Annotated in this window: 23 protein-coding genes and 1 other annotated feature; of the genes, 9 read left to right on the top strand and 14 right to left on the bottom strand. The window is 35.7% G+C overall.

Annotated features, from left to right (window positions below):
• Positions 1 to 408: 408 nt before the first annotated feature.
• The 3 genes from SJY24_RS04950 (at position 409) to SJY24_RS04940 (ending at position 3,063) form a co-directional block, all read left to right on the top strand.
• A complete protein-coding gene (locus SJY24_RS04950) occupies positions 409 to 1,842 on the top strand; it encodes an alanine/glycine:cation symporter family protein (protein WP_002191124.1) in 1,434 nt (477 codons plus the stop codon).
• A gap of 170 nt (positions 1,843 to 2,012) precedes the next feature.
• Entirely contained in the window at positions 2,013 to 2,453 is a 441-nt protein-coding gene (locus tag SJY24_RS04945) for a Dps family protein (protein ID WP_088008515.1), read from the top strand.
• A gap of 412 nt (positions 2,454 to 2,865) precedes the next feature.
• Complete coding sequence (locus tag SJY24_RS04940; protein ID WP_088008513.1) at positions 2,866 to 3,063, top strand: hypothetical protein; 198 nt, start codon at positions 2,866 to 2,868, stop codon at positions 3,061 to 3,063.
• Between the two features lie 108 nt (positions 3,064 to 3,171).
• Here the strand turns inward: SJY24_RS04940 and SJY24_RS04935 are convergent, their stop codons facing one another.
• From SJY24_RS04935 to SJY24_RS04925, 3 genes are all read right to left on the bottom strand, one after another.
• The gene (locus tag SJY24_RS04935) at positions 3,172 to 3,675 is read right to left on the bottom strand and encodes a DinB family protein (RefSeq protein ID WP_377863933.1); all 504 of its coding nucleotides are present in this window, start codon (positions 3,673 to 3,675) and stop codon (positions 3,172 to 3,174) included.
• Positions 3,676 to 4,091: 416 nt separating this feature from the next.
• On the bottom strand, positions 4,092 to 4,373 hold the full coding sequence (locus tag SJY24_RS04930; RefSeq protein ID WP_377863932.1) for a hypothetical protein: 282 nt from the start codon (positions 4,371 to 4,373) through the stop codon (positions 4,092 to 4,094).
• Positions 4,374 to 4,491: 118 nt separating this feature from the next.
• A complete protein-coding gene (locus SJY24_RS04925; RefSeq protein ID WP_088008509.1) occupies positions 4,492 to 5,070 on the bottom strand; it encodes an LOG family protein in 579 nt (192 codons plus the stop codon).
• 73 nt (positions 5,071 to 5,143) lie between these two features.
• On the opposite strand from SJY24_RS04925, the gene SJY24_RS04920 reads away from it, so the two are divergent.
• Together SJY24_RS04920 and SJY24_RS04915 are read left to right on the top strand one after the other, a co-directional pair.
• Positions 5,144 to 5,467 carry a MazG nucleotide pyrophosphohydrolase domain-containing protein gene (locus tag SJY24_RS04920; RefSeq protein WP_000355746.1) on the top strand — a complete coding sequence of 108 codons (324 nt, stop codon included), beginning with the start codon at positions 5,144 to 5,146 and terminating at the stop codon, positions 5,465 to 5,467.
• A 53-nt stretch (positions 5,468 to 5,520) separates the two neighbouring features.
• Entirely contained in the window at positions 5,521 to 6,027 is a 507-nt protein-coding gene (locus SJY24_RS04915; RefSeq protein WP_000949403.1) for a ferritin, read from the top strand.
• Between the two features lie 236 nt (positions 6,028 to 6,263).
• Here the strand turns inward: SJY24_RS04915 and SJY24_RS04910 are convergent, their stop codons facing one another.
• From SJY24_RS04910 to SJY24_RS04895, 4 genes are all read right to left on the bottom strand, one after another.
• Positions 6,264 to 7,445, bottom strand: a complete 1,182-nt coding sequence (locus SJY24_RS04910) for a NupC/NupG family nucleoside CNT transporter (protein ID WP_033729521.1) — start codon at positions 7,443 to 7,445, stop codon at positions 6,264 to 6,266.
• Positions 7,446 to 7,796: 351 nt separating this feature from the next.
• Positions 7,797 to 8,978, bottom strand: a complete 1,182-nt coding sequence (locus SJY24_RS04905) for a NupC/NupG family nucleoside CNT transporter (protein ID WP_377863931.1) — start codon at positions 8,976 to 8,978, stop codon at positions 7,797 to 7,799.
• Positions 8,979 to 9,343: 365 nt separating this feature from the next.
• Complete coding sequence (locus tag SJY24_RS04900) at positions 9,344 to 10,786, bottom strand: alanine/glycine:cation symporter family protein (RefSeq protein ID WP_377863930.1); 1,443 nt, start codon at positions 10,784 to 10,786, stop codon at positions 9,344 to 9,346.
• 332 nt (positions 10,787 to 11,118) lie between these two features.
• Positions 11,119 to 12,549: an alanine/glycine:cation symporter family protein gene (locus SJY24_RS04895; protein ID WP_377863929.1), complete on the bottom strand. Its 1,431-nt coding sequence runs from the start codon at positions 12,547 to 12,549 to the stop codon at positions 11,119 to 11,121.
• 303 nt (positions 12,550 to 12,852) lie between these two features.
• Between SJY24_RS04895 and SJY24_RS04890 the strand changes: the two genes are divergently transcribed.
• Positions 12,853 to 13,491 carry an NAD(P)-dependent oxidoreductase gene (locus tag SJY24_RS04890; protein ID WP_377863928.1) on the top strand — a complete coding sequence of 213 codons (639 nt, stop codon included), beginning with the start codon at positions 12,853 to 12,855 and terminating at the stop codon, positions 13,489 to 13,491.
• A 41-nt stretch (positions 13,492 to 13,532) separates the two neighbouring features.
• On the opposite strand, the gene SJY24_RS04885 is transcribed toward SJY24_RS04890, so the two are convergent.
• From SJY24_RS04885 to SJY24_RS04875, 3 genes are all read right to left on the bottom strand, one after another.
• On the bottom strand, positions 13,533 to 14,471 hold the full coding sequence (locus tag SJY24_RS04885) for a thioester domain-containing protein (protein ID WP_377863927.1): 939 nt from the start codon (positions 14,469 to 14,471) through the stop codon (positions 13,533 to 13,535).
• A 123-nt stretch (positions 14,472 to 14,594) separates the two neighbouring features.
• A complete protein-coding gene (locus SJY24_RS04880) occupies positions 14,595 to 15,434 on the bottom strand; it encodes an aldo/keto reductase (RefSeq protein WP_090813843.1) in 840 nt (279 codons plus the stop codon).
• 15 nt (positions 15,435 to 15,449) lie between these two features.
• Positions 15,450 to 16,664 carry an MFS transporter gene (locus tag SJY24_RS04875; RefSeq protein ID WP_377863926.1) on the bottom strand — a complete coding sequence of 405 codons (1,215 nt, stop codon included), beginning with the start codon at positions 16,662 to 16,664 and terminating at the stop codon, positions 15,450 to 15,452.
• Positions 16,665 to 17,007: 343 nt separating this feature from the next.
• On the opposite strand from SJY24_RS04875, the gene SJY24_RS04870 reads away from it, so the two are divergent.
• The 3 genes from SJY24_RS04870 (at position 17,008) to SJY24_RS04860 (ending at position 19,447) form a co-directional block, all read left to right on the top strand.
• Entirely contained in the window at positions 17,008 to 17,355 is a 348-nt protein-coding gene (locus SJY24_RS04870) for a winged helix-turn-helix transcriptional regulator (protein ID WP_002144974.1), read from the top strand.
• Between the two features lie 428 nt (positions 17,356 to 17,783).
• Positions 17,784 to 18,224 carry a DUF1641 domain-containing protein gene (locus SJY24_RS04865; RefSeq protein WP_001115312.1) on the top strand — a complete coding sequence of 147 codons (441 nt, stop codon included), beginning with the start codon at positions 17,784 to 17,786 and terminating at the stop codon, positions 18,222 to 18,224.
• Positions 18,225 to 18,268: 44 nt separating this feature from the next.
• Positions 18,269 to 19,447 carry an NAD(P)/FAD-dependent oxidoreductase gene (locus tag SJY24_RS04860; protein WP_076541689.1) on the top strand — a complete coding sequence of 393 codons (1,179 nt, stop codon included), beginning with the start codon at positions 18,269 to 18,271 and terminating at the stop codon, positions 19,445 to 19,447.
• A gap of 196 nt (positions 19,448 to 19,643) precedes the next feature.
• Here SJY24_RS04860 and tyrS read toward each other — a convergent pair whose 3' ends face one another.
• The 4 genes from tyrS to SJY24_RS04840 all read right to left on the bottom strand — a co-directional run bounded on the left by tyrS (position 19,644) and on the right by SJY24_RS04840 (position 24,813).
• On the bottom strand, positions 19,644 to 20,903 hold the full coding sequence (gene tyrS, locus SJY24_RS04855; protein WP_377863925.1) for a tyrosine--tRNA ligase: 1,260 nt from the start codon (positions 20,901 to 20,903) through the stop codon (positions 19,644 to 19,646).
• Between the two features lie 52 nt (positions 20,904 to 20,955).
• Positions 20,956 to 21,171, bottom strand: a binding site (T-box leader).
• Between the two features lie 104 nt (positions 21,172 to 21,275).
• Positions 21,276 to 22,193: a UDP-N-acetylmuramate dehydrogenase gene (gene murB / locus SJY24_RS04850; protein WP_377863924.1), complete on the bottom strand. Its 918-nt coding sequence runs from the start codon at positions 22,191 to 22,193 to the stop codon at positions 21,276 to 21,278.
• A gap of 510 nt (positions 22,194 to 22,703) precedes the next feature.
• Positions 22,704 to 23,099 (bottom strand): SET domain-containing protein, encoded by a 396-nt coding sequence (locus SJY24_RS04845; RefSeq protein WP_000573655.1) that lies wholly within the window; start codon positions 23,097 to 23,099, stop codon positions 22,704 to 22,706.
• A 211-nt stretch (positions 23,100 to 23,310) separates the two neighbouring features.
• On the bottom strand, positions 23,311 to 24,813 hold the full coding sequence (locus SJY24_RS04840) for a DUF4077 domain-containing protein (protein ID WP_377863923.1): 1,503 nt from the start codon (positions 24,811 to 24,813) through the stop codon (positions 23,311 to 23,313).
• Between the last annotated feature and the right edge of the window lie 26 nt (positions 24,814 to 24,839).

The following is a 24,839-nucleotide window of genomic DNA, read 5'->3' as shown; positions in this document are numbered from 1 at the left end:
ATTTAGCTCCTCCATAACTTCTTTATTTTAATTTTCTGTTTTTCTGTCTTTTGTTCATCCAATCAATTTTAGAAATTCTAACCATTCAGGATACCTATGACTTGGAAATCTTTTATTGTAATAATAAGTGGCTCCTAAAAAGATACTTAAAGATGTAATGATAAAAAATAAATTACTTCTTATTTTCAAACTCTTAAGACTTACTTTCAATAAAGATTCTTCTTTCAAATTATCCCCTCTTTTTCGCTTTAAATTTAGTTTTTTAAAATGTAAATAATTCTAAAAATATTACGATGTAACATAATCATAACACAAAACACATTTAAGTAACATGATTTTTAGAAAAATTGATTCTGGTATATTTTTTGCATATAATTTTCTTATTATGAAAAAAAGGAAGTGTATTATATGGTTGATATCTTTAGCAGATTCCTTGAGGTAACGAATAATATTTTATGGTCATATATTCTTATTGCAATGTTAATCGGCTTCGGTCTTTATTTCTCTTTCAAATTAAAATTTGTCCAAATTACTCATTTCCGTGAGATGGTCAGTTTAATTAGTAAAGGATTTAATCGAAAAGAAAAAAAGAAAGATAGCATCTCTCCATTCCAAGCATTTTGCTTAAGTGCAGCAGCACGTATTGGTATCGGGAACTTAGCTGGTGTAGCATTAGCCATTTCAATGGGTGGACCTGGCGCAATATTTTGGATGTGGTTTATCGCTATCCTTGGAGCAGCTACTAGTTTTGTAGAATGTACGCTCGCGCAAATTTATAAAGTAAAAGATGGAAGCAGATTCCGTGGTGGACCAGCGTATTACATGGAAAAAGGGTTAAACAAACGCTGGATGGGTGTTTGGTTTTCACTTCTTATTACAGTTGCGTACGGATTAATTTTCAATTCTGTACAAGCAAACACGGTAACAATAGCATTTGAAAATGCTTTTGGACTAGAGCGAACGATCGTAGGAGCTCTATTAGCTTTATTAGTTGCAGTTATTATTTTTGGTGGTATCAAGAGCATTTCACGTATTACAGAAATGATTGTTCCTCCAATGGCAATCATTTATATCGGCGTAGCTGTTTTTGTCGTAATTAACAACTTCACTATGTTACCAAGCATTTTTACAGAAATATTTAACAGCGCATTTGGTTTAGACCAAGCTATCGCTGGTGGTATTGGAGCAGCAATCAAATTCGGAATTCAGCGCGGTTTATTCGCGACAGAAGCAGGTATGGGTAGCTCTCCTAATGCAGCAGCAACATCAGATGTATCTCACCCTGTAAAACAAGGACTTGTTCAAGCATTAGGTGTTTTCGTAGATACATTCTTAGTATGTACATCAACAGCGTTTATCGTATTATGTTCTGGACTTTACAAAGGATCGAATTTAGAAGGTATTGAATTAACACAACAAGCATTAAGTTCACAAATTGGACCGTGGGCAAGCACTTTCTTAGCGATTATTATTTTCCTATTCGCTTTCAGTTCTTTACTAGGAAACTACTATTATGGTGAAACAAATATCGCATTCATTAAAGAAAGCAAAACATGGTTACTGATTTATCGTGTTGCAGTTGTCGGAATGGTATTCTTCGGATCTATCGCTGCCCTTCAAACGGTTTGGAGTTTAGCTGATTTCTTTATGGGACTAATGGTATTCACAAACTTAATTGCCATCTCATTCCTTAGCAAGTTCGCCTACGCAGCATTAGTAGACTATATAAAACAAAAGAAACAAGGAAAAGATCCTGTTTTCGTCGCAAGTTCTATCCCTGGCTTAAAGAATACTGAGTGTTGGGATGGGCAAGATTTAGAAGAGAAGAAACAAGCTATATAACAATAAAAATCCCTATTACTTCACAGTAATAGGGATTTTTTATTTACAACAGTTCATAATTTGTTCAAATTAATTCCAGCAAAAGGGTTGATTTATACAAATTACTAGATTATAATAATTATAAATTAGTAATTCATATAAAATAATAACTCAAGAGGAGATTGATCATAATGAATACACAAGTAATCGAAGCATTAAACAAACAAGTAGCAAACTGGAGCGTTTTATTTACAAAACTACACAACTTCCATTGGTACGTAAAAGGACCTCAATTCTTCACACTACATGAAAAATTTGAAGAGCTTTACACAGAATCAGCTACTCACATCGATGAAATCGCAGAACGCATTTTAGCAATTGGCGGCAAACCAGTAGCAACAATGAAAGAATACTTAGAACTATCTTCTATTCAAGAAGCAGCTTACGGAGAAACTGCAGAAGGGATGGTCGAAGCAATCATGAAAGACTACGAAATGATGCTAACTGAACTGAAAAAAGGTATGGAAATTGCTCAAGAATCTGACGATGAAATGACATCTGACCTACTACTAGGCATCTACACAGAACTAGAAAAACACGCTTGGATGCTACGTGCGTTCTTGAATCAATAATAGACTTAAAAGCGGAGGTGACTCGCTCAGAACAGGAGGGCATTGGAGCTCCTGACGAAGAGGCGCTTTTTGCCTCGCAGGAAGGCGCGAAATGACCGACTGTTCTAGTCACCGGAGCTGGATACCACTAAAAGCGGAAGCGGCTCGTACAGGGTCGCTTTTTTCTATTTAGTGGTCGCGCAAGTCGGGACATGAAATTATACCGATCGCAACTCGCAATATATCGACGTTTCGACAAAGAATATCGATTTACCAACAAATAACGACAATAATAGCACTCCCCTTCACTACTTTTATCAATATATTACAATCTCTTTTATGTTAAAATATAGGAAACACCCTTTAGTAAAATAGATCCAAAAAAGCTTTTCCATATTCATCATTTACTACTTAAATGGCGGGAGTGGTTCAGTTGAAAGACTACTTAATTAGAGCATTTTTTGCGTTAATCACAGTTGGGATTGTCTTACTTATAGCTAATATTTTCAATATGCGTATCGAGGTTAAAGACTATGCTTTCCTCGTTGTTGTAGCAATTGGTGGCGGCTGGGGTGGCTGGTACCTGTATAAAAAACAAAGTAATCAAAATGATAAAGGCATTCCGAAGTAATATGGAATGCCTTTTTTGTATAATACACAATTTAGCTTAAATCACTAATAAAAGCAGTCCCCCCAAAAACATCATACAAATCCATATTCTATGGTAAATAAAAAGAATTCATTTTGAATATAGAAATAGTCCAAAATCTTGCATAACAGAGGTATGACCCATTTGCCGCAACATTGTGGCTATATTCCCACGGTGGTATGCTCCGTGGGTGACCACGTGTAGTATTGTTTCAGAAACCGTCGTATCCAGGTGCCCAACATATGGATTATCAACCTCAAACACTTTTTCATAATCTTGTTGACTACTTAAAAGTTCTTTATATCGTTTAGATAATTCATAAAAACTAGTTTCCATTTCCTCAATATTTTTTGTTTCCAGCTGTTCTTTCAATTGGTCTGTTTGTACCATTGCATCACTCATGCTTTTACCAGAAATAATCTCAAGCCAGGCTAAATCTGTGAGGTATATGTGAGACATTACTTTTGCCACCGAAGAAAAACCACTCTTAACTTCCTTATGGAAAATGTCTTGCGGTAGTTCTTTTAAGCGATTTAAAATAACTTCATTTGCCCATAAGTGGTAGTTATACATTTTTAATACAGAACGACCCATGCTCATTTCTCCTCCAATTTTCGTTTTAATGATTAGATTATGATGCATAGCTGATTAAAAATTCCCAAAGGATTACATCTATAAAATTTATTCTGATTTCGATTAAAAAAACCTCTATTAACTTCATAAAAACATTCGCTATCTTCCACAATCTGACCCTTTAACGGAACAATTCTATGTCACTCAATAATTCCTTACTCACCTTTTATTCAGATCTTCTTTTTTTAGTCATCAAAATATCCCTCCATCTACTTCCCCTCTTCGAACGATTTCACATCTCTCTATCAATATATTTAACCAAATTAAAAACACATGTCTTTTTAAAATAAACTTACATGCGTTTCCAAAAATCCATATAAAAAACAAAGTAATCAAAGTGATAAAGGCATTCCAAAGTACTACGGAATGCCTTCTTTTTATTGCCGTCTATAAAAAATAATAAAATTCAAACCGCTAATACAACCAATCGCAATAAACATGTTAAAACTCTGCACATCTCCACCTAGATCATACTCATCAACGATAAACCCAGACATAAACAACGTTATCGCGGAAACACCGATACACAATATCGAAATAAACCAAAGCGAAAATTCATTAATTAGCTCTTTCTTCTGTGTTGAAACAATTAGCATAACAAGAATGGATGCTGCTAAAATACTTTTAAAAACAGGACGTAAATACACAAACTCTTCCATCTATTTCTCCTTTTCCAAAAACATTATATCTCAACATTAACATATTTAACCAAATTAAAAACACATGCCTTTTCAAGATAAAATGACATGTGTTTCCAAAAATCTCTATACAATTGTATTATGATAGTTGCTTCCATTTCGTCCCCAAAACCGGACGCTCGTAATTTTGAATTTCATGAATTAATTTATCTGCCGTATCAGCTGAAACGATTAACTCTTTATTCGATGGGTTCATAAATCCCTCTTCAGCTGCACGTTCAACCATTTGCAGAATTGGTCCGTAAAAGTCTTTAATGTTCAATAAACCAACCGGCTTATCATGTATACCAATTTGTGACCAACATACAACTTCAAATAGCTCTTCAAAAGTTCCATATCCGCCTGGTAGTGCAATGAAAGCATCCGCAAGCTCTGCCATTTTCGCCTTGCGCTCATGCATCGTTTCTACTTCAATTAATTCTGTTAATCCTGTATGCACAATCTCTCCTCGAAATAGACCGCGAGGCATAACCCCTGTTACACGCCCACCTAAGCGAAGAACTTCATTCGCTACTTCTCCCATTAATCCAACGCATGAACCACCGTATACAAGCTCATAATCGTTTTCAACAAACATTTTTCCTAACTGAATTGCCTGTTCTTTAAACTCTGGTCTTTCCCCTAAATTTGAACCTGCAAACACACAAATCTTTCTCATCCCTACACCCCGAAACTATATATTGGTATGATACAATGAACATTGTACAACATATTGAAGGGATGAGGAAGAAATGGATATCGTTGCATTTCAAAGATGGGTTGAGGAATTTTACGAAAAACGAAGCTGGTCACAGTATAATGCCTTTATTCGCTTAAATTTCTTAACTGAAGAAGTTGGGGAAGTGTCACGAGTTGTTCGCGCTATTGAAATCGGCCGTGATCGTCCTGATGAAGATGCGAAAACAGAAGAAGAGCTAAAACAAGAACTAAAAGAAGAACTTGGTGATGTACTTTCTAACCTTATTATTCTTTCGCAAAAATATGATTTAGATTTACAAGACATTATGGACGCACACGTCACAAAGCTTTCGAAAAGGTTCGAAGCATCCAAATGAGAATATTATCAATTATGGTATAATATTCTTGTCACAATAATAAGGGGGATTTTATGTTATCTAAAAAATTGCACGACGCATTAAATGAACAAATGAACTTTGAATTTTACTCTGCCCACGCTTATATGGCAATGGCTGCTTACTGTACAGCCGAGAGCTATGATGGATTCGCTAACTTTTTCCTTGTACAAGCTGAAGAAGAACGTTTCCACGCAATGAAGCTTTACAACTATATTAATGACCGCGGAGAGCGCGCTATTATTACTGGATTTGATAATCCAAATAACGAATATGAATCTGTATTAAACGCTTTTGAAGTGGCACTTGAGCACGAGCGTGAGGTAACAAAACGTATTTACAACTTATCTGATATCGCTTGGGATGAGCGTGAGCACGCAACAATTACGTTCTTAAAATGGTTCGTTGATGAGCAAGTAGAAGAAGAAGCTTCATTTGATAGCATCATCCAAAAATTAAAACGTATTACAAGCGATTCAAACGCACTATTTATGCTAGATGCTGAATTAGAGAAACGTACATTTACACCTCCAGCTGAGTAGTATTTCAATCACCTTAATGAATATATTAAGGTGATTTTTTTATTTCTTCTCTTAGCTTAATAACCTTAGCCACATCCTTCTTATAAAGCCCTGAAACCTTTTCAACAAAGTCACTATGAGTAAAAGTCCCATCCCCTTCTTTCAACCTAATTCCTCCTCGCTGCGCTATTATACTAAAATAAAAAAAAGTCGTTTATCCCCCTAAGTGAGAGATAAACGACTTCTTTACTATTTTATTAAAGCATAACCCCAACGATAATCGCTGATAATATACTTACTAACGTTGCACCGTATACAAGTTTTAATCCGAATGAAGATACAACGTTTGCTTGTTTGCCATCGATACTCTTCGTTGCACCTGCGATAATTCCGATTGATGAGAAGTTCGCAAATGAAACAAGGAAGATAGATAAAATACCTACTGTACGAGCTGATAACTCACCAGCTACTTTTCCAAGGTCAAGCATTGCAACGAATTCGTTTGTTACTAATTTCGTTGCCATAATTTGTCCTGCTGTTAGCATCTCTGATGTTGGAATACCCATTACGAATGCTAATGGTGAGAAAACGTATCCTAAAATGCTTTGGAATGTGATTCCGAAAATTGAATCGAACACACCGTTAATTGCTGTAATTAATGCTACGAAACCGATTAACATCGCCGCTACTGTTACAGCGATAGAGAAACCAAGCATAATATATTCGCCTAACATTTCAAAGAATGTTTGTTTTTTATCTTCTTGTAATTCTAAAATGTCGTCTTCTTCTTTTACGTCATATGGATTAATAATATGAACGATAATGAATCCACTAAATAAGTTTAATACAAGTGCTGTTACTACATATTTTGGATCAATCATTTTCATGTAAGAACCGACGATTGACATCGATACTGTTGACATTGAAGATGCACAAAGTGTGTATAAACGATTTTTCGGTAATTTGCTTAATTGATCTTTTACTGTAATGAATACTTCACCTTGGCCGACAATTGCCGCTGCTACTGCATTATATGATTCAAGTTTTCCTAAACCGTTAATTTTACTTAATACGAAACCGACTGCACGAATGATGATCGGTAAAACTTTAATATGTTGTAAGATCCCAATTAGTACTGCTAAGAAAATAATTGGTAATAATACTGTTAAGAAGAATGGTGCTTGTCCATCGTTTGCTAGACCACCAAATACGAAATTAACCCCTGCTTCCGCAAATTTTAAAATAGCGCCAAACCCATCTGCAATCCCTTTTACTAATACAAATCCGACCTTTGTATTTAGTAAGAAATACGCAAGTACCAATTGAATGACAAGCATAAGTGCAATTGGTTTATATTTAATTTTCTTACGATCTGAACTGATAAGGAAACCTAGTACAAATACTACAAGTAAACCGACTAGAAACATTACTATTTTCATATGTGAATCCTCCACTTCTCCCACGATTTATTGGTCGTATAACGTATAACGAATGACGTCTGACCATTGATGTTAAAAAAATTTAAAACCCCTAAATACTATTCAACTGTTTTCTAAAATCAGTAAGCGTTTACATAAATTGCAATTTATAACAGGTAGTCTCTTCTTCTCTACCGTATTTAACGTCTGAAATGGATACCACCTACAAATCAAATTGTAAGCGTTATCTAATCGAAATGCAATATAAATTTTAAAAGATTTTCATATGTAAATATATTCCTCATTAATTGGTTTTTTTATGAAATTTATCACAAAAAAATAGCCCTAGCTACGAGCTAGGACCACCCTTTTTTATAACATAACACCAACGATAATCGCCGATAAAAGACTTACTAATGTCGCACCGTATACAAGTCGTAATCCGAATGATGAAACAACGTTTGATTGGTTTTCATCGATCCCTTTCGTTGCACCTGCGATAATTCCGATAGATGAGAAATTCGCAAATGATACAAGGAATACAGAAAGAATACCAACTGTGCGAGCTGATAATTCACCAGCTACTTTTCCTAGATCAAGCATCGCAACAAATTCGTTCGATACTAATTTCGTTGCCATGATTTGTCCCGCCGTTACCATCTCTGCTTGCGGGATACCCATTACGAATGCTAATGGTGAGAAAATATATCCTAAAATAGCTTGGAATGTAATACCGAACATTGAATCAAACAAGCTATTAATTGCTGTAATTAACGCTACGAAACCAAGTAACATTGCCGCTACTGTTATCGCGATTGTAAAACCAAGCATAATATATTCGCTTAGCATTTCAAAGAATGATTGTTTTTTCTTATTTTCTAATTTCAGTGTATCTTCTTCTTCTGTAATATCGTACGGGTTAATAATATGAATAATAATGAAACCACTAAATAAATTTAATATAAGTGCTGTTACTACATATTTCGGTTCGATCATTTTCATATAAGAACCTACGATTGACATTGATACTGTCGACATGGAAGATGCACATAATGTATATAAACGATGTTTTGGGATTTTACTTAATTGATCTTTTACTGTAATAAATACTTCTGCTTGTCCAACAATGGCAGCCGCTACTGCGTTATATGATTCTAGTTTTCCTAGACCATTTACCTTACTTAACAACGTACCAATTGCCCGAATAAATATCGGTAAAATTTTAAAGTGTTGCAGAATTCCGATTAAAACGGCAAAGAATACGATTGGTAATAACGCTGTTAAGAAGAATGAAACCTCTCCTTTATTAACAAGACCACCAAATACGAAAACGATTCCAGCTTCCGCATATCCAAGCAGCGCGCCAAATCCATCTGAAATTCCTTTTACTAAAATATAACCAACTTGCGTATTTAATAAGAAATAACTTAACACTAGCTGAATAACAAGCATGATTGCGATTGGTTTATACTTAATCTTCTTTCGATCGGCACTTATAAGAAAACCGAGTACGAATACAACGAGCAATCCTACAAGAAACATAACAAACTTCATTAATAAAATCCTCCATTTAACTCTTCATTAACGTTGAACGTCTGACCACTCAAAATAAGAAATAATCCGAACTTTCCATTTCTCCTCCAAAACCTTCAATCGGATAGGAAAGATCATAAAACCTCTTGTTTCAAAGGCATTTTCCATTCTAACATAAATCACAACTCATATCCGCACTTTTCTTAAAAAAATTACATTTTATTATAAAACATTCATTAATGTTCGTCTTTTACACTATATAGCGAAACTTTAATCAGTGTCATCCCCACTGATTATCAGTCCACACCAATTAGGAGTTTTACTGCTCACAAGTAGCCGGATAAAACAAAAAAATGAGCATCAAGTTTCACTTGATGCTCACCTCATTATACTGCTTTTTCTTTATCAGCTACCGCTAGCTTATCCCAACACTCTGTATTGTTCAAACCTGGAATAGACTCCGCATAGAATACTGGATCTTTTCCTTGTTTCTTTTGCTTTACATAATCTGATAATGCCGCGAAAGCATACTTAGAAAGGAATACGATCGCAACTAAGTTAATAATAGCCATAATACCCATGAATAAATCTGCTAAATCCCAAACGATTTGAATTGTTGCTACAGATCCTAACATAACCATACCAAGTACCGCAATTCGATAAACATTTAGTAGCACTTTACTTCCATTTAAGAATTCAATATTTGTTTCACCATAGTAGTAGTTACCTACTAATGAACTAAATGCAAACAAGAAGATTGCAACTGCTACAAATATAGAAGCCCACGGTCCGATATGTTGGCTTAATGCTTGTTGCGTTAATTGAATTCCGTTTAAATCAGCCGCTCCAGGCACATCTGATAATAAAATAATAAATGCTGTACAACTACAAATTAATAATGTATCTGTAAATACCCCTAAAGTTTGAATGAAACCTTGTTTAACTGGGTGCGTTACGTTTGCAGTCGCAGCTGCATTCGGCGCACTACCCATACCAGCTTCATTTGAGAATAATCCACGTTTTACCCCTAGTAAAATCGCAGCTCCTAATCCCCCACCTACTACTTCTTTAATTCCGAAAGCATGTAAGAAAATTTCTTTAAATACATATGGAATTGCCGTAATGTTTGTTACAACAACGAATAATGCCACCGCTACATATATAATTGCCATTACTGGAACAATCATTTCAACCGCACGAGCAATACGTTTTACTCCGCCGAAGATAATGATTGCCAGTAAACCAGCCATAAATAGACCTACAAATTTACCATCTGTGTTAAATGCTCCATCAAAAGCTGCCGCTACTGTGTTTGACTGCACGGCGTTGAAAATTAATCCGAAACTAACTGTTATTAAAACAGAGAAGACAACCCCTAGCCAGCGTTTCTTTAAACCCTTTTCCATATAATACGCTGGGCCACCGCGGAATGCATTCCCATCTTTTACTTTATAAATTTGCGCTAATGTGCTCTCTACAAATGCAGAAGCACCCCCAATTACCGCAATTAACCACATCCAAAATACTGCTCCTGGGCCACCTGCTGAGATTGCGATAGCTACACCAGCTAAGTTACCAGTACCTACACGAGAAGCTGTACTCATACAAAAAGCCTGGAACGATGATACACCACTCTTCTCTTTTTGCGCTTTCCTCGTTTTCGAACTTGCCCCATCCCCAAGCAATCGAATCATTTCACCGAAGTAACGAACTTGGACAAATTTTACACGAAACGAAAAGTACAGTCCTAACCCAATTAACATCGCAATAATGACATATGACCAAAGGACATTATTTATATCCCCAATTATATTCGTTAAAAAATCCATAATCGCATTGCCCCCTCTTCCTAACAATAAGAAAATTATATTCTAAAAACTTTTAGTAATCAAGAACTTTATGTTAGGTTTTATGACATGAGTACGTTAAATCTTTTAACGTATATGTTTTTCCACGTAAAAACATAACCAGTACGTGCATGTATCCAACACTCAATCAATCATCCCATTCGGCCAGTCATACTTTTAAAACAGTGCATTCTCTACAAATAACGAGAATAATGAACAAACAAAATTATATTAATAATCCCCTCTCACCCTTTTCATCATTTACTACAACAAAAAAGACGAGCATCGAATTTATCTCGACGCTCGCCTTTTCATTACACTGCTTTTTCTTTATCCGTTACCGTTGGCTTATCCCAACACTCTGTATTCGTTAAACCTGGAATAGAATCTGCACTGAAGACTGGATCTTTTCCTTGTTTCTTTTGTTTCACATAGTCCGCTAATGCTGCATATGCAAATCGTCCAAGAAGTGTAATCGCAATTAAGTTTGTAATTACCATTAGACCCATAAATAAGTCTGCCATATTCCATACAACTTGAAGTGTGGCAACAGAACCGAATAATACCATTCCAACTACCGCAATACGGTAAATCGTTAACCAAGTTTTACTTTGTTTAATGAATTCAATATTGGTTTCACCATAATAGTAGTTTCCTAAAAGTGAACTAAATGCAAATAAGAAAATAATAATCGCTAGGAAGCTACTTGCCCATGGACCGATTTGTGAACTTAATGCATTTTGTGTTAATTCAATACCTTCTAAATTTGTTGCTTTATATGCACCAGAACATAGTACGATAAATGCTGTTGATGTACATACTAAGAATGTATCTACTAATACTCCAATTGTTTGAATAAAACCTTGTTTTGCTGGATGCGTTACATCAGCTGTTGCTGCCGCATTTGGCGCACTCCCCATACCCGCTTCATTCGCAAATAATCCGCGCTGAATACCAAACTTCATTGCAGCACCGATACCGCCACCTACAGCTGAATCTAAACCAAATGCACCTTTAAAGATTTCTGTGAAAACATCCGGTATTAAATAGAAGTTTTTAATAACAACGAAAACAGCTACTGCAATATAAATAATTGCCATCGGCGGAACAATCATTTCTGACATACGCGCAATACTTTTCACACCGCCAAAAATAATAATCGCAACTAATGCTGCAAGTACAATCCCTACAACATAACGCTCAATGCCAAAAGCATTTTTAAATGCTAACGTCACTGTATTTGCTTGTACTGAGTTAAAAATTAAACCGTAACTAATTGTAATAAGGATAGAGAACCAAATTCCCATCCAACGTTTATTTAAACCTTTTTCCATATAATAAGCAGGACCACCACGGAAGCCACTGCCATCTTTTATTTTATAAATTTGCGCAAGCGTACTTTCTACGAAACTTGAAGACGCTCCGATAATTGCGATAACCCACATCCAAAATACTGCTCCAGGTCCGCCCATAGAAATAGCTAACGCTACACCAGCTAAGTTTCCAATACCAATACGAGCTGCTGAACTCATACAAAATGCTTGGAATGATGATACACTGCCTTTTTTACGTGTCTTTCCAGTTAATCCATCACTCATTAATCGAATCATTTCCCCTAAATGAGTAAGTTGTACGAATTTCAATTTAATAGAAAAATAAAGCCCTAAACCAATTAACATTGCAATAAGAATATATGACCAAAGAATTGTATTCGTTGATGAAACGAATTGTTCTAACATATTCATACAATTAATCCCTCCTTTTCTCCATAAATCGAATTATATTCAAAATATATTCAAAAATCAACATTTTTCGACATTTTATGACTCCCAAATATTAGGGTCATAACACGAATTCAATGTTCTTTTATGACTCCACATTCACTAGTTGCACATACTAAAACAAAGCATAATTATCTAAACAACACCATTGACAAAATCATAAACCTGTAACTATAATGATTACAACGGGTTGTAACAAACCCAATTACAATACATTCATTTACTTTCAGATATACACTTTAACAAAACACTTTGGAGGGATTTATTATGAAAATTGGAATCATCGGAGCAACTGGTAAAGCAGGAAGTCGTATTTTAAAAGAAGCATTAGATCGCGGACATGAAGTAACTGCAATCGTAAGAAGCGCTGCAAAAATTACAGAAGAAAATGTAAAGATTTTAGAGAAAGATGTATTCACTCTTACATCTAACGACCTACAAGCATTCGATGTAGTTGTAAATGCATTCGGTGCTCCAGCCGGACAAGAACACCTTCACGTAGATGCAGGAAACGTACTTATCGAAGCTATGAAAGGTGCACCTAATACAAAATTACTTGTTGTTGGCGGCGCTGGTAGCTTGTTTGTAGACGAAGAAAAAACAACACGTGTATTTGATACACCAGGTTTCCCAAATGAATACCTTGCAACTGCTCAAAACCAAGGGAAAAACTTAGAAATCTTGCAACAAACAAACGATATTACTTGGACATTTATCAGCCCTTCTGCACTATTCGCATTAGGAAAACGCACTGGCTCTTATACAGCTGGCAAAGACAATCTTCTTGTTAATGCGAAAGGTGATAGCTACGTAAGTTACGAAGACTTCGCGGTAGCAGCACTTGATGAAATCGAAAATCCAAAACATGTAAACGAACGCTTCACAGTTGTTTCAGAAGCTGAGTAATAGAAAAAAGCTCGTAAACATAATGTTTACGAGCTTTTTTATCATCTGTTATATTGATTCGGTTTATGCGGTTCATTTGGTGTATAGGGTTTATTTGGTTTATTATCATGACCATTTGCTTTTTTCCAACTTACCGCCAACTCTGGACTTGTTTTTTCTTCACTACGCTCAAGTAACACAACCGCATTTTGAATCGTTGGTGTTCCTTTATGAGCAATTCCTTGTAATTTCGTTAAATTTCCTGATACTTTAAAGCTAAATCCACCCGCTGGTGTTTGTTTCGGAATTAAAATGCGGAATTTCTCTCCTACATTAAATTCAGTTTTCGCCTCGCCTTTTTCATTTACGAACTTCGCGCCTTCTGGTGCACCTGTTGCTTGCACTTTATACGTTCCACTTTTCGCGTTTGTTTCTACTGTATATAATCCTGTTTCAAAGAAATCATTTTTCAATACTGCTTGTTGTTCTTCTGATGGTACTACACTCATCGTAATTTCTTGTAGTTCTTCACTAGCGTTTGCTTTCGCAACGATATCTTTCGTTACTTTTTCTACATTTTTATTACGGAAATCTATATCGTTAATATCAATTTGTTTTAACGCATTCCACACCGCGAGCTGCGTTGCGTAATGTGCCTCTCTCCAATCGGAAACGCCTAATTCTTGTGGACTCTTCTGCGGATACCCGTTTAATAGTACACGGTATACGTTAATATCTACTTTACCCATTTCAGGTAAGTCTTGACCGCTCGGAGATTTCAAATCTACATTTAAGCAAAATGCAATTTTTCCATCTGCCGTTTTAATAAGCTCTGTTCGAATTGGTTTCTTCTTTGACCTACTATAACTCCAATCCATTTCATACTTTGTATGATCCATAACTTCCGCGAATGCTTTTTGAAGTGGAAATAATAAGTTCGCAAATACAAATAAAACACTCAAAAAAGCGGCCATTAGCTTGAACGATCGTTTTATATTCATGTTTACAACCCCTTATAAAATAACAGATTTAATACTGTTTATTATTTAGTTAGAAACTTTTTTTATGCATAAGCAAAACAAAAAAGAGTGCAAACTGTTTGCACTCTTTCTTCCACTATAAGTTTAGAAATCAAAGTTATCAGGATCTGGACCGACGCGGTGGTCTTGATTTAAAGCATCAATCTTTTCAATGTCTTCTTTTGTTAATTCAAAATCAAATATACTTGCATTCGCAATAATACGATGTTCTTTCGTTGACTTCGGAATTGTTACAACTTCATTTTGAAGATCCCAGCGTAAAATGATTTGCGCTGTTGTTTTACCGTACTTATCAGCAACTTCTTGTAATGTTTCATTATCTAACAACTGACCTTGCATAAGTGGTGACCATGCTTCCATTTGGATTCCTTGCTCTTTACAGAAAGCTTGTAATTCTTTTTGTGTTAAACGTGGGTGATATTCTACTTGATTAATCATCGGTTTAATCTCTGCGCCTTCTAGTACATCCTTCAGATGATGGATTTGGAAGTTACTCACGCCAATTGCACGCACACGCTCTTCTTTATAAAGTGTTTCTAACGCTCTCCACGTATCTTTGTATTTCCCTTCAACAGGCCAATGAACAAGATATAAATCTAAATAATCTAGCTCTAACTTTTTTAAACTCTCTTCATATGCAGCAAGTGTTGTTTCATATCCTTGATCTGCATTCCACACTTTTGAAGTAATGAATAAATCTTCTCGAGAGATTCCCGCTTCTTTTATACCAGCGCGAATGCCTTCTCCAACTGCTTTTTCATTCCCATAAATCGCAGCTGTATCGATACTGCGGTATCCTTCTTTAATCGCCACTTTCACAGCCTCTACAAGTTCTGGTCCATCTTCTACTTTAAATACACCTAAACCGAACCAAGGCATTTCCACACCATTATGCAATGTTGTTTTACTTTGTAAATTTTTCATTATATTTTCTCTCCCTTATTTCACTTGATCTCTTTTCTCTAATGTCATACTCCACGCTGTTAAAATAACAGCCCCTGCTACCATAATTCCGCCTACCCAAGCTGTATGAATTAACCCTAACGAGTTCGTTACAATACCGCCTAAGTAAGCACCAAGAGCAATTCCTGCGTTAAATGCTGCAATGTTAATCGCTGATGCCACATCAACAGCACTTGGAACAAATCTCTCCGCTAATATAACAACATACACTTGTAGCCCTGGAACATTCATAAATGCAAATAATCCCATAAAAATAATTGTGACTAACCCAGCGACTTTAAAAGGTGCTGTAAATGTTAAAACGAATAATACAATCGCTTGAATAAAGAACATGTAAAATAGCGCTCGAATTGGATTATGGTTCGATAATTTTCCGCCGACCATATTCCCAATCGCAATTGCAATCCCGTACACTAATAAAATGATTGTAACGGTACTCGATTTAAATCCCGTTACCTCTTGTAATAGCGGAGATAAATACGTAAATGTTACGAATGTTCCCCCGTATCCTAATGCAGTAATGATGAAAACAAGTAATAGTCTTCCATTCGTGATAAGTTTGAATTGATCACGAAATGATACGGATGTACCTTTTTTCAAGTTAGACGGAATCAGCATACTATTGGCGATGAAAGCAACAATTCCAATCGCAACAATTACCATAAAGGAAGCTCTCCAGCCAAACTGTTGACCAATGAACGTTCCAATCGGTACACCTGTAATCGTCGCAACCGTTAAACCAGTAAACATAAAGGCAATTGCACTAGCTCGTTTATTCTCTGGTACAAGTGCGGCCGCAATTGTAGATCCGATTGACATAAAAACGCCGTGTGCGAAAGCAGATACAACCCTAGCGATAAGTAACACAGTAAAACTTGTTGCTACCGCTGCAATCCCATTACCAATAATGAAAATAATCATAATCCACATTAATAATGTCTTTCGCGACATACTAGCTGTTAGCGAAGTTAAAACAGGAGCACCGAATGCTACCCCTAATGCATATAAAGAAACCGTTAAACCCGTTGTTGTAACGGAAACATGTAAATCTTCTGAAATAGATGGTAATAATCCGACGCTAATAAACTCGGTTGTACCAATTCCAAATGCACTAATTGCTAGTGCTAATAATGCAAATATACTTCTGCGATTCGTCTGAACTTCCGAAGATGATACTGTATATGAATTCAATTGAACTCCTCCTTAATTCGAGAAATCCAATCATAATAGTATGATAAAAAGGCCTTTTTATCTTCTACAAAAATAATGTTACTGCTGATATATGCTATTATGAATGGCTTCACTCTTTTTTTGAAGAACGCACTTTAAAGTACGATAGGTACCAAAAAGTAACATAGGTACTTTTTAGTACCGTACTACTCATTTCCCTCTTACGTATGCTATTATGAAACATATTCAACACGATAAAAAGTACGTACTTTAAAGTGCTATAGGCACTAAAAAGTAACATTTAACTTATTTAGCTTCTTTTGTTGAAGAACTGAAATTTACATTCATCAAAGGAGGTTTTTATATGAAGAAATATAATATTCCTGTCGAGGCGACTTTAGAGGTCATCGGTGGAAAATGGAAAGTCGTTATTCTTTGCCATTTAACGAAAGGTACAAAGAGAACGAGTGAACTAAAACGTTTAATGCCTGGTATTACACAAAAGATGTTAACACAGCAATTACGCGAGTTAGAAGTAGACGGGGTTATTCAAAGAAAAGTATACAATCAAGTACCACCAAAAGTAGAATATTCCCTTACTGACTACGGATGGTCTTTAGAATCAATTCTCGATTCTCTTTGTACTTGGGGCGAATGCCATCTTGAAAAAAGTGGTAACACATCGATGCTAATTACAGAGGGTGAACAATAAGAAAAAGGAAAAAATGAACATAAATTTGTCCATTTTTTCCTTTTTCCCTTTATATATATGTACATTTCTAATTTAAGCAAAATAATTTATGCGCTTTCATGCCTTGTCAGTACTAGGTTATACGCTCAATATCAAATAATTAGGAATCATTTTTATGTTAACATAGGTGTATATAGTATATAATATAGGATATATATTATATACACTTTCCGATAAAGGAACTTTCCATTATGCGGACAAGCCATGTATCGGACAGTTCATAAATAATAGGTAGGACATTATGGTTTTGGATTTATGATTTCAGCTTACTTGCTATCATAAATTTAAAGGCATTTTATTGTGCTTTGTGAAACTTTGTATAAAGTTTCGCAAGCGTTTAACTTACCTATCAAAAATAAGAGTATTGCTATCGTAAAGGAGAATTGGAGATGCCAGAAACTATGACTCAAACAAAGCCAGAACAAGAAACTGTACAAATTTCTGCTAGCCAAGGACAACTTGATGTACTTGATCAGTTGTTAAAACCTGAGGTACAAGAATCATTAACTACACTAGTAGAACAGCTTCCAAAATTAACTGAGCTTGTTAATATTTTAACTAAGTCTTATGACTTCGCTCAAACTGTTGCTACTGATGAAGTATTAAAAAGCGACACTGTTAGTGCAATCACAGAGCTTGTAGAACCTGTAAAAGATACAGTGAAAGGCATGGCTGCAACTGCTATCGAAGCGAAAGATCGTGCTGACGAAAGCAACGAAGTTATCGGCCTGTTCGGTCTATTAAAATTACTAAAAGACCCACAAGCACAAAAAATGTTCCGCTTTGTGAACGCATACCTTCAAATTAGTGCAGAACGTAACAATAAATAATTTAACTTATAACAACAATTAGTAAAGACGGGGGATATCATACTATGTCAAAACAAATTGTCATCTTAGGCGCTGGTTATGGCGGTCTTCTTGCCGCTTTAAACGTACGTAAATATTACAGCAAATCAGAAGCACAAGTTACAGTGATTAACCAATACCCAACACACCAAATCATCACTGAACTACACCGCCTTGCAGCTGGTAACGTTGCTGAGCAAGCAATTGCAATGCCACTTACAAAGCTTTTCAAAGGTAAAGACATTGATCTTAAAATCGCAACAGTTGAGTCATTCTCAGTTGATAGCAAAGAAATTAAACTAGCTGGTGGCACTACTTTATCTTACGATGCACTTGTAGTTGCTTTAGGAAGTAAAACTGCTTACTTCGGTATTCCAGGACTAGAAGAAAACAGCATGGTATTAAAATCTGCTGCTGATGCAAACAAAATCTACAAACACGTTGAAGACCGTATTCGTGAATACGCGAAAACGAAAAACGAAGCTGATGCTACAATCGTAATCGGTGGTGGCGGATTAACTGGCGTTGAGCTAGTTGGTGAGCTTGCTGACATTATGCCTAAACTTGCAAAAAGCCACGGCGTAAATCCAAAAGAAGTTAAACTTCTTCTTGTTGAAGCAGGTCCAAAAATCCTTCCAGTATTACCAGACCACTTAATCGAACGTGCAACTACTAGCTTAGAAGCACGCGGTGTTACATTCTTAACAGGTCTTCCTGTAACAAACGTTGCTGGCAATGAAATTGACTTAAAAGACGGTCAAAAACTTGTTGCTAACACATTCGTTTGGACAGGCGGCGTACAAGGTAACCCATTAATTGGTGAATCAGGTCTTGAAGTAAACCGTGGACGTGCAACTGTTGATGCACACCTACAATCTACTTCTCACAAAGACGTATTCGTTGCTGGAGACAGCGCTGTTGTCTTCTCTCCAGACGGTCGTCCATACCCACCAACTGCACAAATCGCTTGGCAAATGGGTGAGTTAATTGGATACAACTTATACGCAGCACTAGAAGGCAAAGCTTTCGAAGAGTTCGCACCTATTAACTCTGGAACACTTGCTAGTCTAGGACGTAAAGATGCTGTTGCTACAATTGGAGCAAGCAATACTCCACTTAAAGGCTTACCAGCATCATTAATGAAAGAAGCAAGTAACGTTCGTTACTTATCACACATTAAAGGTCTATTCAGCTTAGCTTACTAATCTGAATATAAGCCCGAATCATGCCCGGCATGGTTCGGGCTATTTTTATCCGTAATATTCTCTACTTACTTATATTCGGCAAAGAATTACTATAACCCTTTTTAATTATCTAAATATACTGACTTTTTCGCATCGAAATTGTGTATATGAAAAAAGTGAAAGCATCTTTCTTACTTCCACTCTTCCACAAAAATTATTATCCCAATTTCACTAAGCTGTAGTTCTTCTTCCCTTTACGAATAATAATAAATCGTCCATCAAATGAATTTTCTACAGTAACATCTGTACCCACATCCATTACTTTTTCACCATTCATAGATATAGCTCCATTATTAATGTCTTCACGTGCTTGTCTTCTAGATGGTTCAATCCCTAAATCAACTAGCCACTCTACGATATTTTTCGTCTCTTTTGAAGACTCAAATGTCGGCATCTCTTTAAAGCCTTGCTCAATTTCATCAGCTGTTAACGATTTAATATCTCCGCTAAATAACGCTGCTGTAATTTTCACTGCTTGCGAAAATGCCTCTTCTCCATGAACGAATTTCGTCATTTCTTCCGCTAATACTTTTTGTGCTTCACGTTTATGAGGCTCTGTTTCTACCTTTGCTGCCAATTCATCAATGCGCTCTTTCGTTAAGAACGTAAAGTATTTCAAGTATTTAACTACATCACGGTCATCTGTATTCACCCAGAACTGGTAAAATTCAAACGGTGTTGTTTTTTCCGAATCAAGCCAAACCGCACCACCTGCTGATTTACCAAACTTCGTACCATCTGATTTTAATAATAATGGAATCGTTAATCCAAATACTTTCGCTTCATGACCTTCTAACTTACGAATTAAATCTAAACCACTCGTAATATTTCCCCATTGGTCACTACCACCAATTTGCAGTTGAACATCTTCTTTTGTGTATAAATGATGGAAATCCATCGCTTGCAAGATTTGGTATGTGAACTCTGTGAAAGAAATTCCAGTGTCTAAACGACTTGCTACAATATCTTTTGCTAACATGCTATTTATGCTAAAGTTTTTGCCGTAATCACGTAAAAATTCAATAATGTTTATCTTATGTGTCCAGTCATAGTTATTTACCATCTTCACTTCGCTATTGCCGCCGAAATCAAATAGCTTTTTCATTTGTGCTGTTAACGCATCCACATTATACTGGACTACTTCTAACGTTTGCAGTTGACGCTCTGATTGACGTCCACTCGGGTCACCAATTGTTCCTGTTGCCCCGCCAATTAAAATAACAGGATGATGACCAGCTAATTGGAATCTCTTCATCATCATAAACGGAATCAAATGTCCGATATGCATACTATCACCAGTCGGATCCACTCCGCAGTATAGTGAAATCTTTTTCTCTTCTACTAGCTTACGTAAACCTTCTTCATCTGTCTGTTGATTCACAGCACCGCGCCATTCTAATTCATCAATAATATTCATGTTTTGTCATCCCCTTTATTTTTTGAAAAACAAAAAGTCCCTATGTCTATGACATAGGGACGATTATTCACCGTGTTACCACCCAGTTTGTATAAATAGCATAGCTACTCATACCACTCTTAGCAAGAATATCGATTGCCAATCCGCTTAGCATTACCTAAGATACTCCAGAGTGTAATTCACAAGTTTGTTTGTGCTAGGTTCCAGCACCCCTAGCTCTCTTTGATAACAGTGACAAACTGCTACTGGGCTCTTTCAACGTATATTATTTGTTAAATTATTAGCCATTATATTGAATTGAAAACAAAATGTCAACAATATCCAAATATTATTTCGAAATAATTCATACTTTATACGCTTTTTATTCAAAGATTATTGTATATCTTCTCCAATAATTCTTACTTCTCGCTCTAATTTTACACCGAATTTTTCTTCAACAGTTTTTTGTACGAAATGAATTAAATCGATATAATCTTGTGCAGTTCCGTTATCAACATTCACCATAAATCCAGCGTGTTTTAAAGAAACTTCCACTCCGCCAATTCGCTTACCTTGTAGCCCTGAGTCTTGAATAAGCTTACCTGCAAAATTATTTGGTGGACGCTTAAATACACTACCACATGAAGGATATTCTAACGGTTGTTTTGATTCACGCTTAAACGTTAAATCATCCATTTTTTCTTTAATTTCTTCACGCACACCTTCTTCAAGTTCAAATCTCGCTTCAAGAATAATATAATGATTGTTCGCAAATACACTCTTACGATATCCAAATTCAAATGCCTCTTTCGTTAAAGTACGTAGCTCTCCATCACCTGTCATTACAACAGCTTCTGTTAATACAAACGATACTTCACCACCATAAGCACCAGCATTCATATATAATGCTCCGCCAACTGAACCTGGAATACCACAAGCAAACTCAAGACCCGTTAAATTATGATCTAATGCAATACGTGATACATCAATAATTGCTGCACCACACTGTGCTACAATCGTCGTTCCTGTTACAGTAACACCTGTAATATGAATTAAACTTACTGTGATCCCGCGAAGACCACCGTCTTTAATAATAACATTCGATCCGTTTCCTAAAAACGTAACTGGAATATTATATTGGTTAGCATACTTTATCACTTCTTGAATCTCATCATAATTAGTAGGCGCAACAAATACATCTGCTTTCCCACCCACTTTAATGTGCGTATGATCTTTTAGCATTTCATCTTTCTTTACATGACCTTCAGGCAATACCGTACTTAAATATTTATAAACCTCTTGCATATTCATTTTACGATTCCTCTATTTCTATAATCTTTTTATCCCGCTAGCAACGGGCCCATAATATCCCCACATAAAAAATGCAATACAAATCAAAAGCTACAGTGGTGGATACAGTGTACCTAAAATCAATTCGAGACACCTATAAACCTCTTAAATTATAAGAGGTGCCACTCATATTAAAATATATATCGCATAATAAAGCAACCCAAATGGGCTACTAAACTCGACATGTAACCATATAGACAACAATTTGTAAAATATATAGGTTTTACAAAGTAATATCCTTCAATATCTTACTATATCATACGAAAAGAAAGTGGTATTTTTTTGTAATCTTTACTTTATTTTCTTCAACAAAAAAGATGCTCTTACTTAAGTAAGAGCATCCCTTTCATTTCCTTTTTAACTAATTTTATCTCGTCCACCTTCCTTTCACTTATTAGATAATCCGCGATACCTTTTATTTCATACAAAAGAGCACATCCAACAGAATGTGCTCTTTTAATACTCTTTAATTTATTTTTCGTTCTCTTCTTTTTCCTTATCAAACCATAGCAGCTCATCGTCATCAACTTCACCATTATAATTGATTAGAATCTCTTCTCCCGCTTTTATATCTTTGTAAGCAAAGAAGTTAAACATATGATTCTCAAAGACAATATCATACGTTGCATTCGGCTTATATGAATGATTAAATAACATGCCGTATCCTAAAAGGAATGCCGTATGATTTACCCCATACTCAAATGCGTAGTCAGCAAGTAACGTTTTCTCAATGTGTTCATGCTGTTCATTCGGATAAGAGATAACTGGTGCTGAGTGTATCAACTCACCTTTTTTAATATCACGAGTTGCAAATACACCTCTATTAAATTCTCCATCACTAAGTTCAGAAGTCTTAACTTCAATCATATGCGTCACCTATATAATTCTTTCTTGGAAGTATTTTAATTCCGCTATTTGCGGGGTTCAACTAATAATCAGTAGCGTATAGCCCCACTAATTAAAGTCTCACTTTATCTCCTTAAGCTTGGCAGAAAACTCAAAGAAAAGCAATTAAATTCCTATTAAGTATTCGTTTAAATGAAAAAGAGCACACATAGTGTGTCCTTTTCAATCAATATTACTTTTCTAAAATATCTTCTAGCAACTTCACTTGCTTGCTAACAGTATGCAACGTCTTCACCGATATATCATTTCGATGTTTTTCTTCTTCTACACTTGCTAACACTTCTTCCGTAGCCGCAGAAGTTTGCTGAATTACATTAGAAGCATGTGTAACATCCTTTACGATATTCGTCGTTTTAACCTGCAAGTTTTCTTGATGACCAACAATCTCTCTCATTACATCATTAATTGCATCAATAAACTTCCCTAAATCCGTTACATTTGTTAAAACACTTGCTAGCATTTCATTACATTCTTCTTGTACTTTTTCTGATTTCTCTACCTGCACTTCCACTTTACTTGCTTGATTACTAAACTCCTTCAAAATACCTTGAATTCTCCCCGCAGAACGATTCGATTCTTCGGCAAGCTTTAATACTTCATTCGCTACAATAGCAAATCCTTTTCCATGCTCTCCTGCTCTTGCAGCTTCTATATTTGCATTTAAAGCTAGCAAACTCGTCTGACTTGAAATATTCGTTATTACATCTACAATTTCATTAATTTGCTTCGACTGCATCATTAAATCTCTAAATATAATTCCTGATTGTGAAACAACATCATTTAAACTTCTCATATTCGCTTCAAAATTTCGTAAAGTATGTACACTACCCTTTGAAATCTCTAAACTTTCATCCACACGAATCGATGCATTTCTTACTTGAGATATAATTTGTTCAATATTCCCTTCCATATCGTTCAATACTTCTACTGAACGTGACATCATCTCTGATTGTGATTGAGTGCCAACTGCCACCTCTTCAAAAGCAAAATTAATTTCACTCATCGACTCCATCGATGTATTTATATTTTGTCTTAAGTGATTGAAATTACTATCTAGTTTCCCAACCGTTTCTTCAATAAGTCTTTGCGTTTCTTCTAGCTCCTGAGCTTTCCTCATTACTTCTTGCTTCTCATCACTTAAACGAGCTAACAGATTAGAGCCAATCTTCGTTACGCCCCACATTGCAATCGTTACAATCGCTAACAAGCTTGCGAAGTTTGCAGCTTCAGATGCCGCTGTATAAGCAAAAAATTGCTCCGGCCAATAACTACAAAGAATAAATGTGATAACAACCGCCACTCCGCCGAGAATGATAACGAGACGTTCACTTAAATAAATAAGTGAAACTGCTAGCGTAAAGTAGACCATTTGAAATACAGCCGGACTTTCATTAAAAGCTTGTACCATAATGAAAGACATAATAAGCAACATAAATGTCATGATATATTTATACATCGCTTCCATGCTTTCTATAAAAGTAAGAAGCGTTCCAAATACAACAACTGAAATACCGCAAACCCAAAACGCTATTGCTCTCTCTGTAAAAATATATCCGTAATACCCAATCGCGATTATTCCAAGAAAGAAACTACAAATCGTAATGAACAGCAATAAATGATTTTTCTGTGATTCTTTCTCAAGGTTAGAAAAACAAGTTCTCTTTAACCACTCCATATATGAAGCCCCACCTTCTACTTATA

The organism is Bacillus sp. R86525, assembly GCF_042466195.1.
In the GTDB taxonomy this organism is placed as follows: Bacteria; Bacillota; Bacilli; order Bacillales; family Bacillaceae_G; genus Bacillus_A; species Bacillus_A nitratireducens.
Note: the sequence above shows the minus strand (reverse complement) of the source record. Positions and strands in the feature narration are given on the sequence as shown.

Bases quoted from the DNA above. Each gene is read 5' to 3' on its own strand.
- SJY24_RS04900 (WP_377863930.1), bottom strand. From the start codon at position 10,786: ATGGATTTTTTAACGAATATAATTGGGGATATAAATAATGTCCTTTGG.
- tyrS (WP_377863925.1), bottom strand. From the start codon at position 20,903: ATGAATATTATTGATGAATTAGAATGGCGCGGTGCTGTGAATCAACAG.
- SJY24_RS04910 (WP_033729521.1), bottom strand. From the start codon at position 7,445: ATGAAAATAGTAATGTTTCTAGTCGGTTTACTTGTAGTATTTGTACTA.
- SJY24_RS04930 (WP_377863932.1), bottom strand. From the start codon at position 4,373: ATGGAAGAGTTTGTGTATTTACGTCCTGTTTTTAAAAGTATTTTAGCA.
- SJY24_RS04880 (WP_090813843.1), bottom strand. From the start codon at position 15,434: ATGAAAAATTTACAAAGTAAAACAACATTGCATAATGGTGTGGAAATG.
- SJY24_RS04895 (WP_377863929.1), bottom strand. From the start codon at position 12,549: ATGAATATGTTAGAACAATTCGTTTCATCAACGAATACAATTCTTTGG.
- SJY24_RS04890 (WP_377863928.1), top strand. From the start codon at position 12,853: ATGAAAATTGGAATCATCGGAGCAACTGGTAAAGCAGGAAGTCGTATT.
- SJY24_RS04945 (WP_088008515.1), top strand. From the start codon at position 2,013: ATGAATACACAAGTAATCGAAGCATTAAACAAACAAGTAGCAAACTGG.
- SJY24_RS04840 (WP_377863923.1), bottom strand. From the start codon at position 24,813: ATGGAGTGGTTAAAGAGAACTTGTTTTTCTAACCTTGAGAAAGAATCA.
- SJY24_RS04935 (WP_377863933.1), bottom strand. From the start codon at position 3,675: ATGGGTCGTTCTGTATTAAAAATGTATAACTACCACTTATGGGCAAAT.
- SJY24_RS04905 (WP_377863931.1), bottom strand. From the start codon at position 8,978: ATGAAGTTTGTTATGTTTCTTGTAGGATTGCTCGTTGTATTCGTACTC.
- SJY24_RS04915 (WP_000949403.1), top strand. From the start codon at position 5,521: ATGTTATCTAAAAAATTGCACGACGCATTAAATGAACAAATGAACTTT.
- SJY24_RS04950 (WP_002191124.1), top strand. From the start codon at position 409: ATGGTTGATATCTTTAGCAGATTCCTTGAGGTAACGAATAATATTTTA.
- SJY24_RS04925 (WP_088008509.1), bottom strand. From the start codon at position 5,070: ATGAGAAAGATTTGTGTGTTTGCAGGTTCAAATTTAGGGGAAAGACCA.
- SJY24_RS04845 (WP_000573655.1), bottom strand. From the start codon at position 23,099: ATGATTGAAGTTAAGACTTCTGAACTTAGTGATGGAGAATTTAATAGA.
- SJY24_RS04920 (WP_000355746.1), top strand. From the start codon at position 5,144: ATGGATATCGTTGCATTTCAAAGATGGGTTGAGGAATTTTACGAAAAA.
- SJY24_RS04870 (WP_002144974.1), top strand. From the start codon at position 17,008: ATGAAGAAATATAATATTCCTGTCGAGGCGACTTTAGAGGTCATCGGT.
- SJY24_RS04865 (WP_001115312.1), top strand. From the start codon at position 17,784: ATGCCAGAAACTATGACTCAAACAAAGCCAGAACAAGAAACTGTACAA.
- SJY24_RS04860 (WP_076541689.1), top strand. From the start codon at position 18,269: ATGTCAAAACAAATTGTCATCTTAGGCGCTGGTTATGGCGGTCTTCTT.
- SJY24_RS04885 (WP_377863927.1), bottom strand. From the start codon at position 14,471: ATGAATATAAAACGATCGTTCAAGCTAATGGCCGCTTTTTTGAGTGTT.
- murB (WP_377863924.1), bottom strand. From the start codon at position 22,193: ATGAATATGCAAGAGGTTTATAAATATTTAAGTACGGTATTGCCTGAA.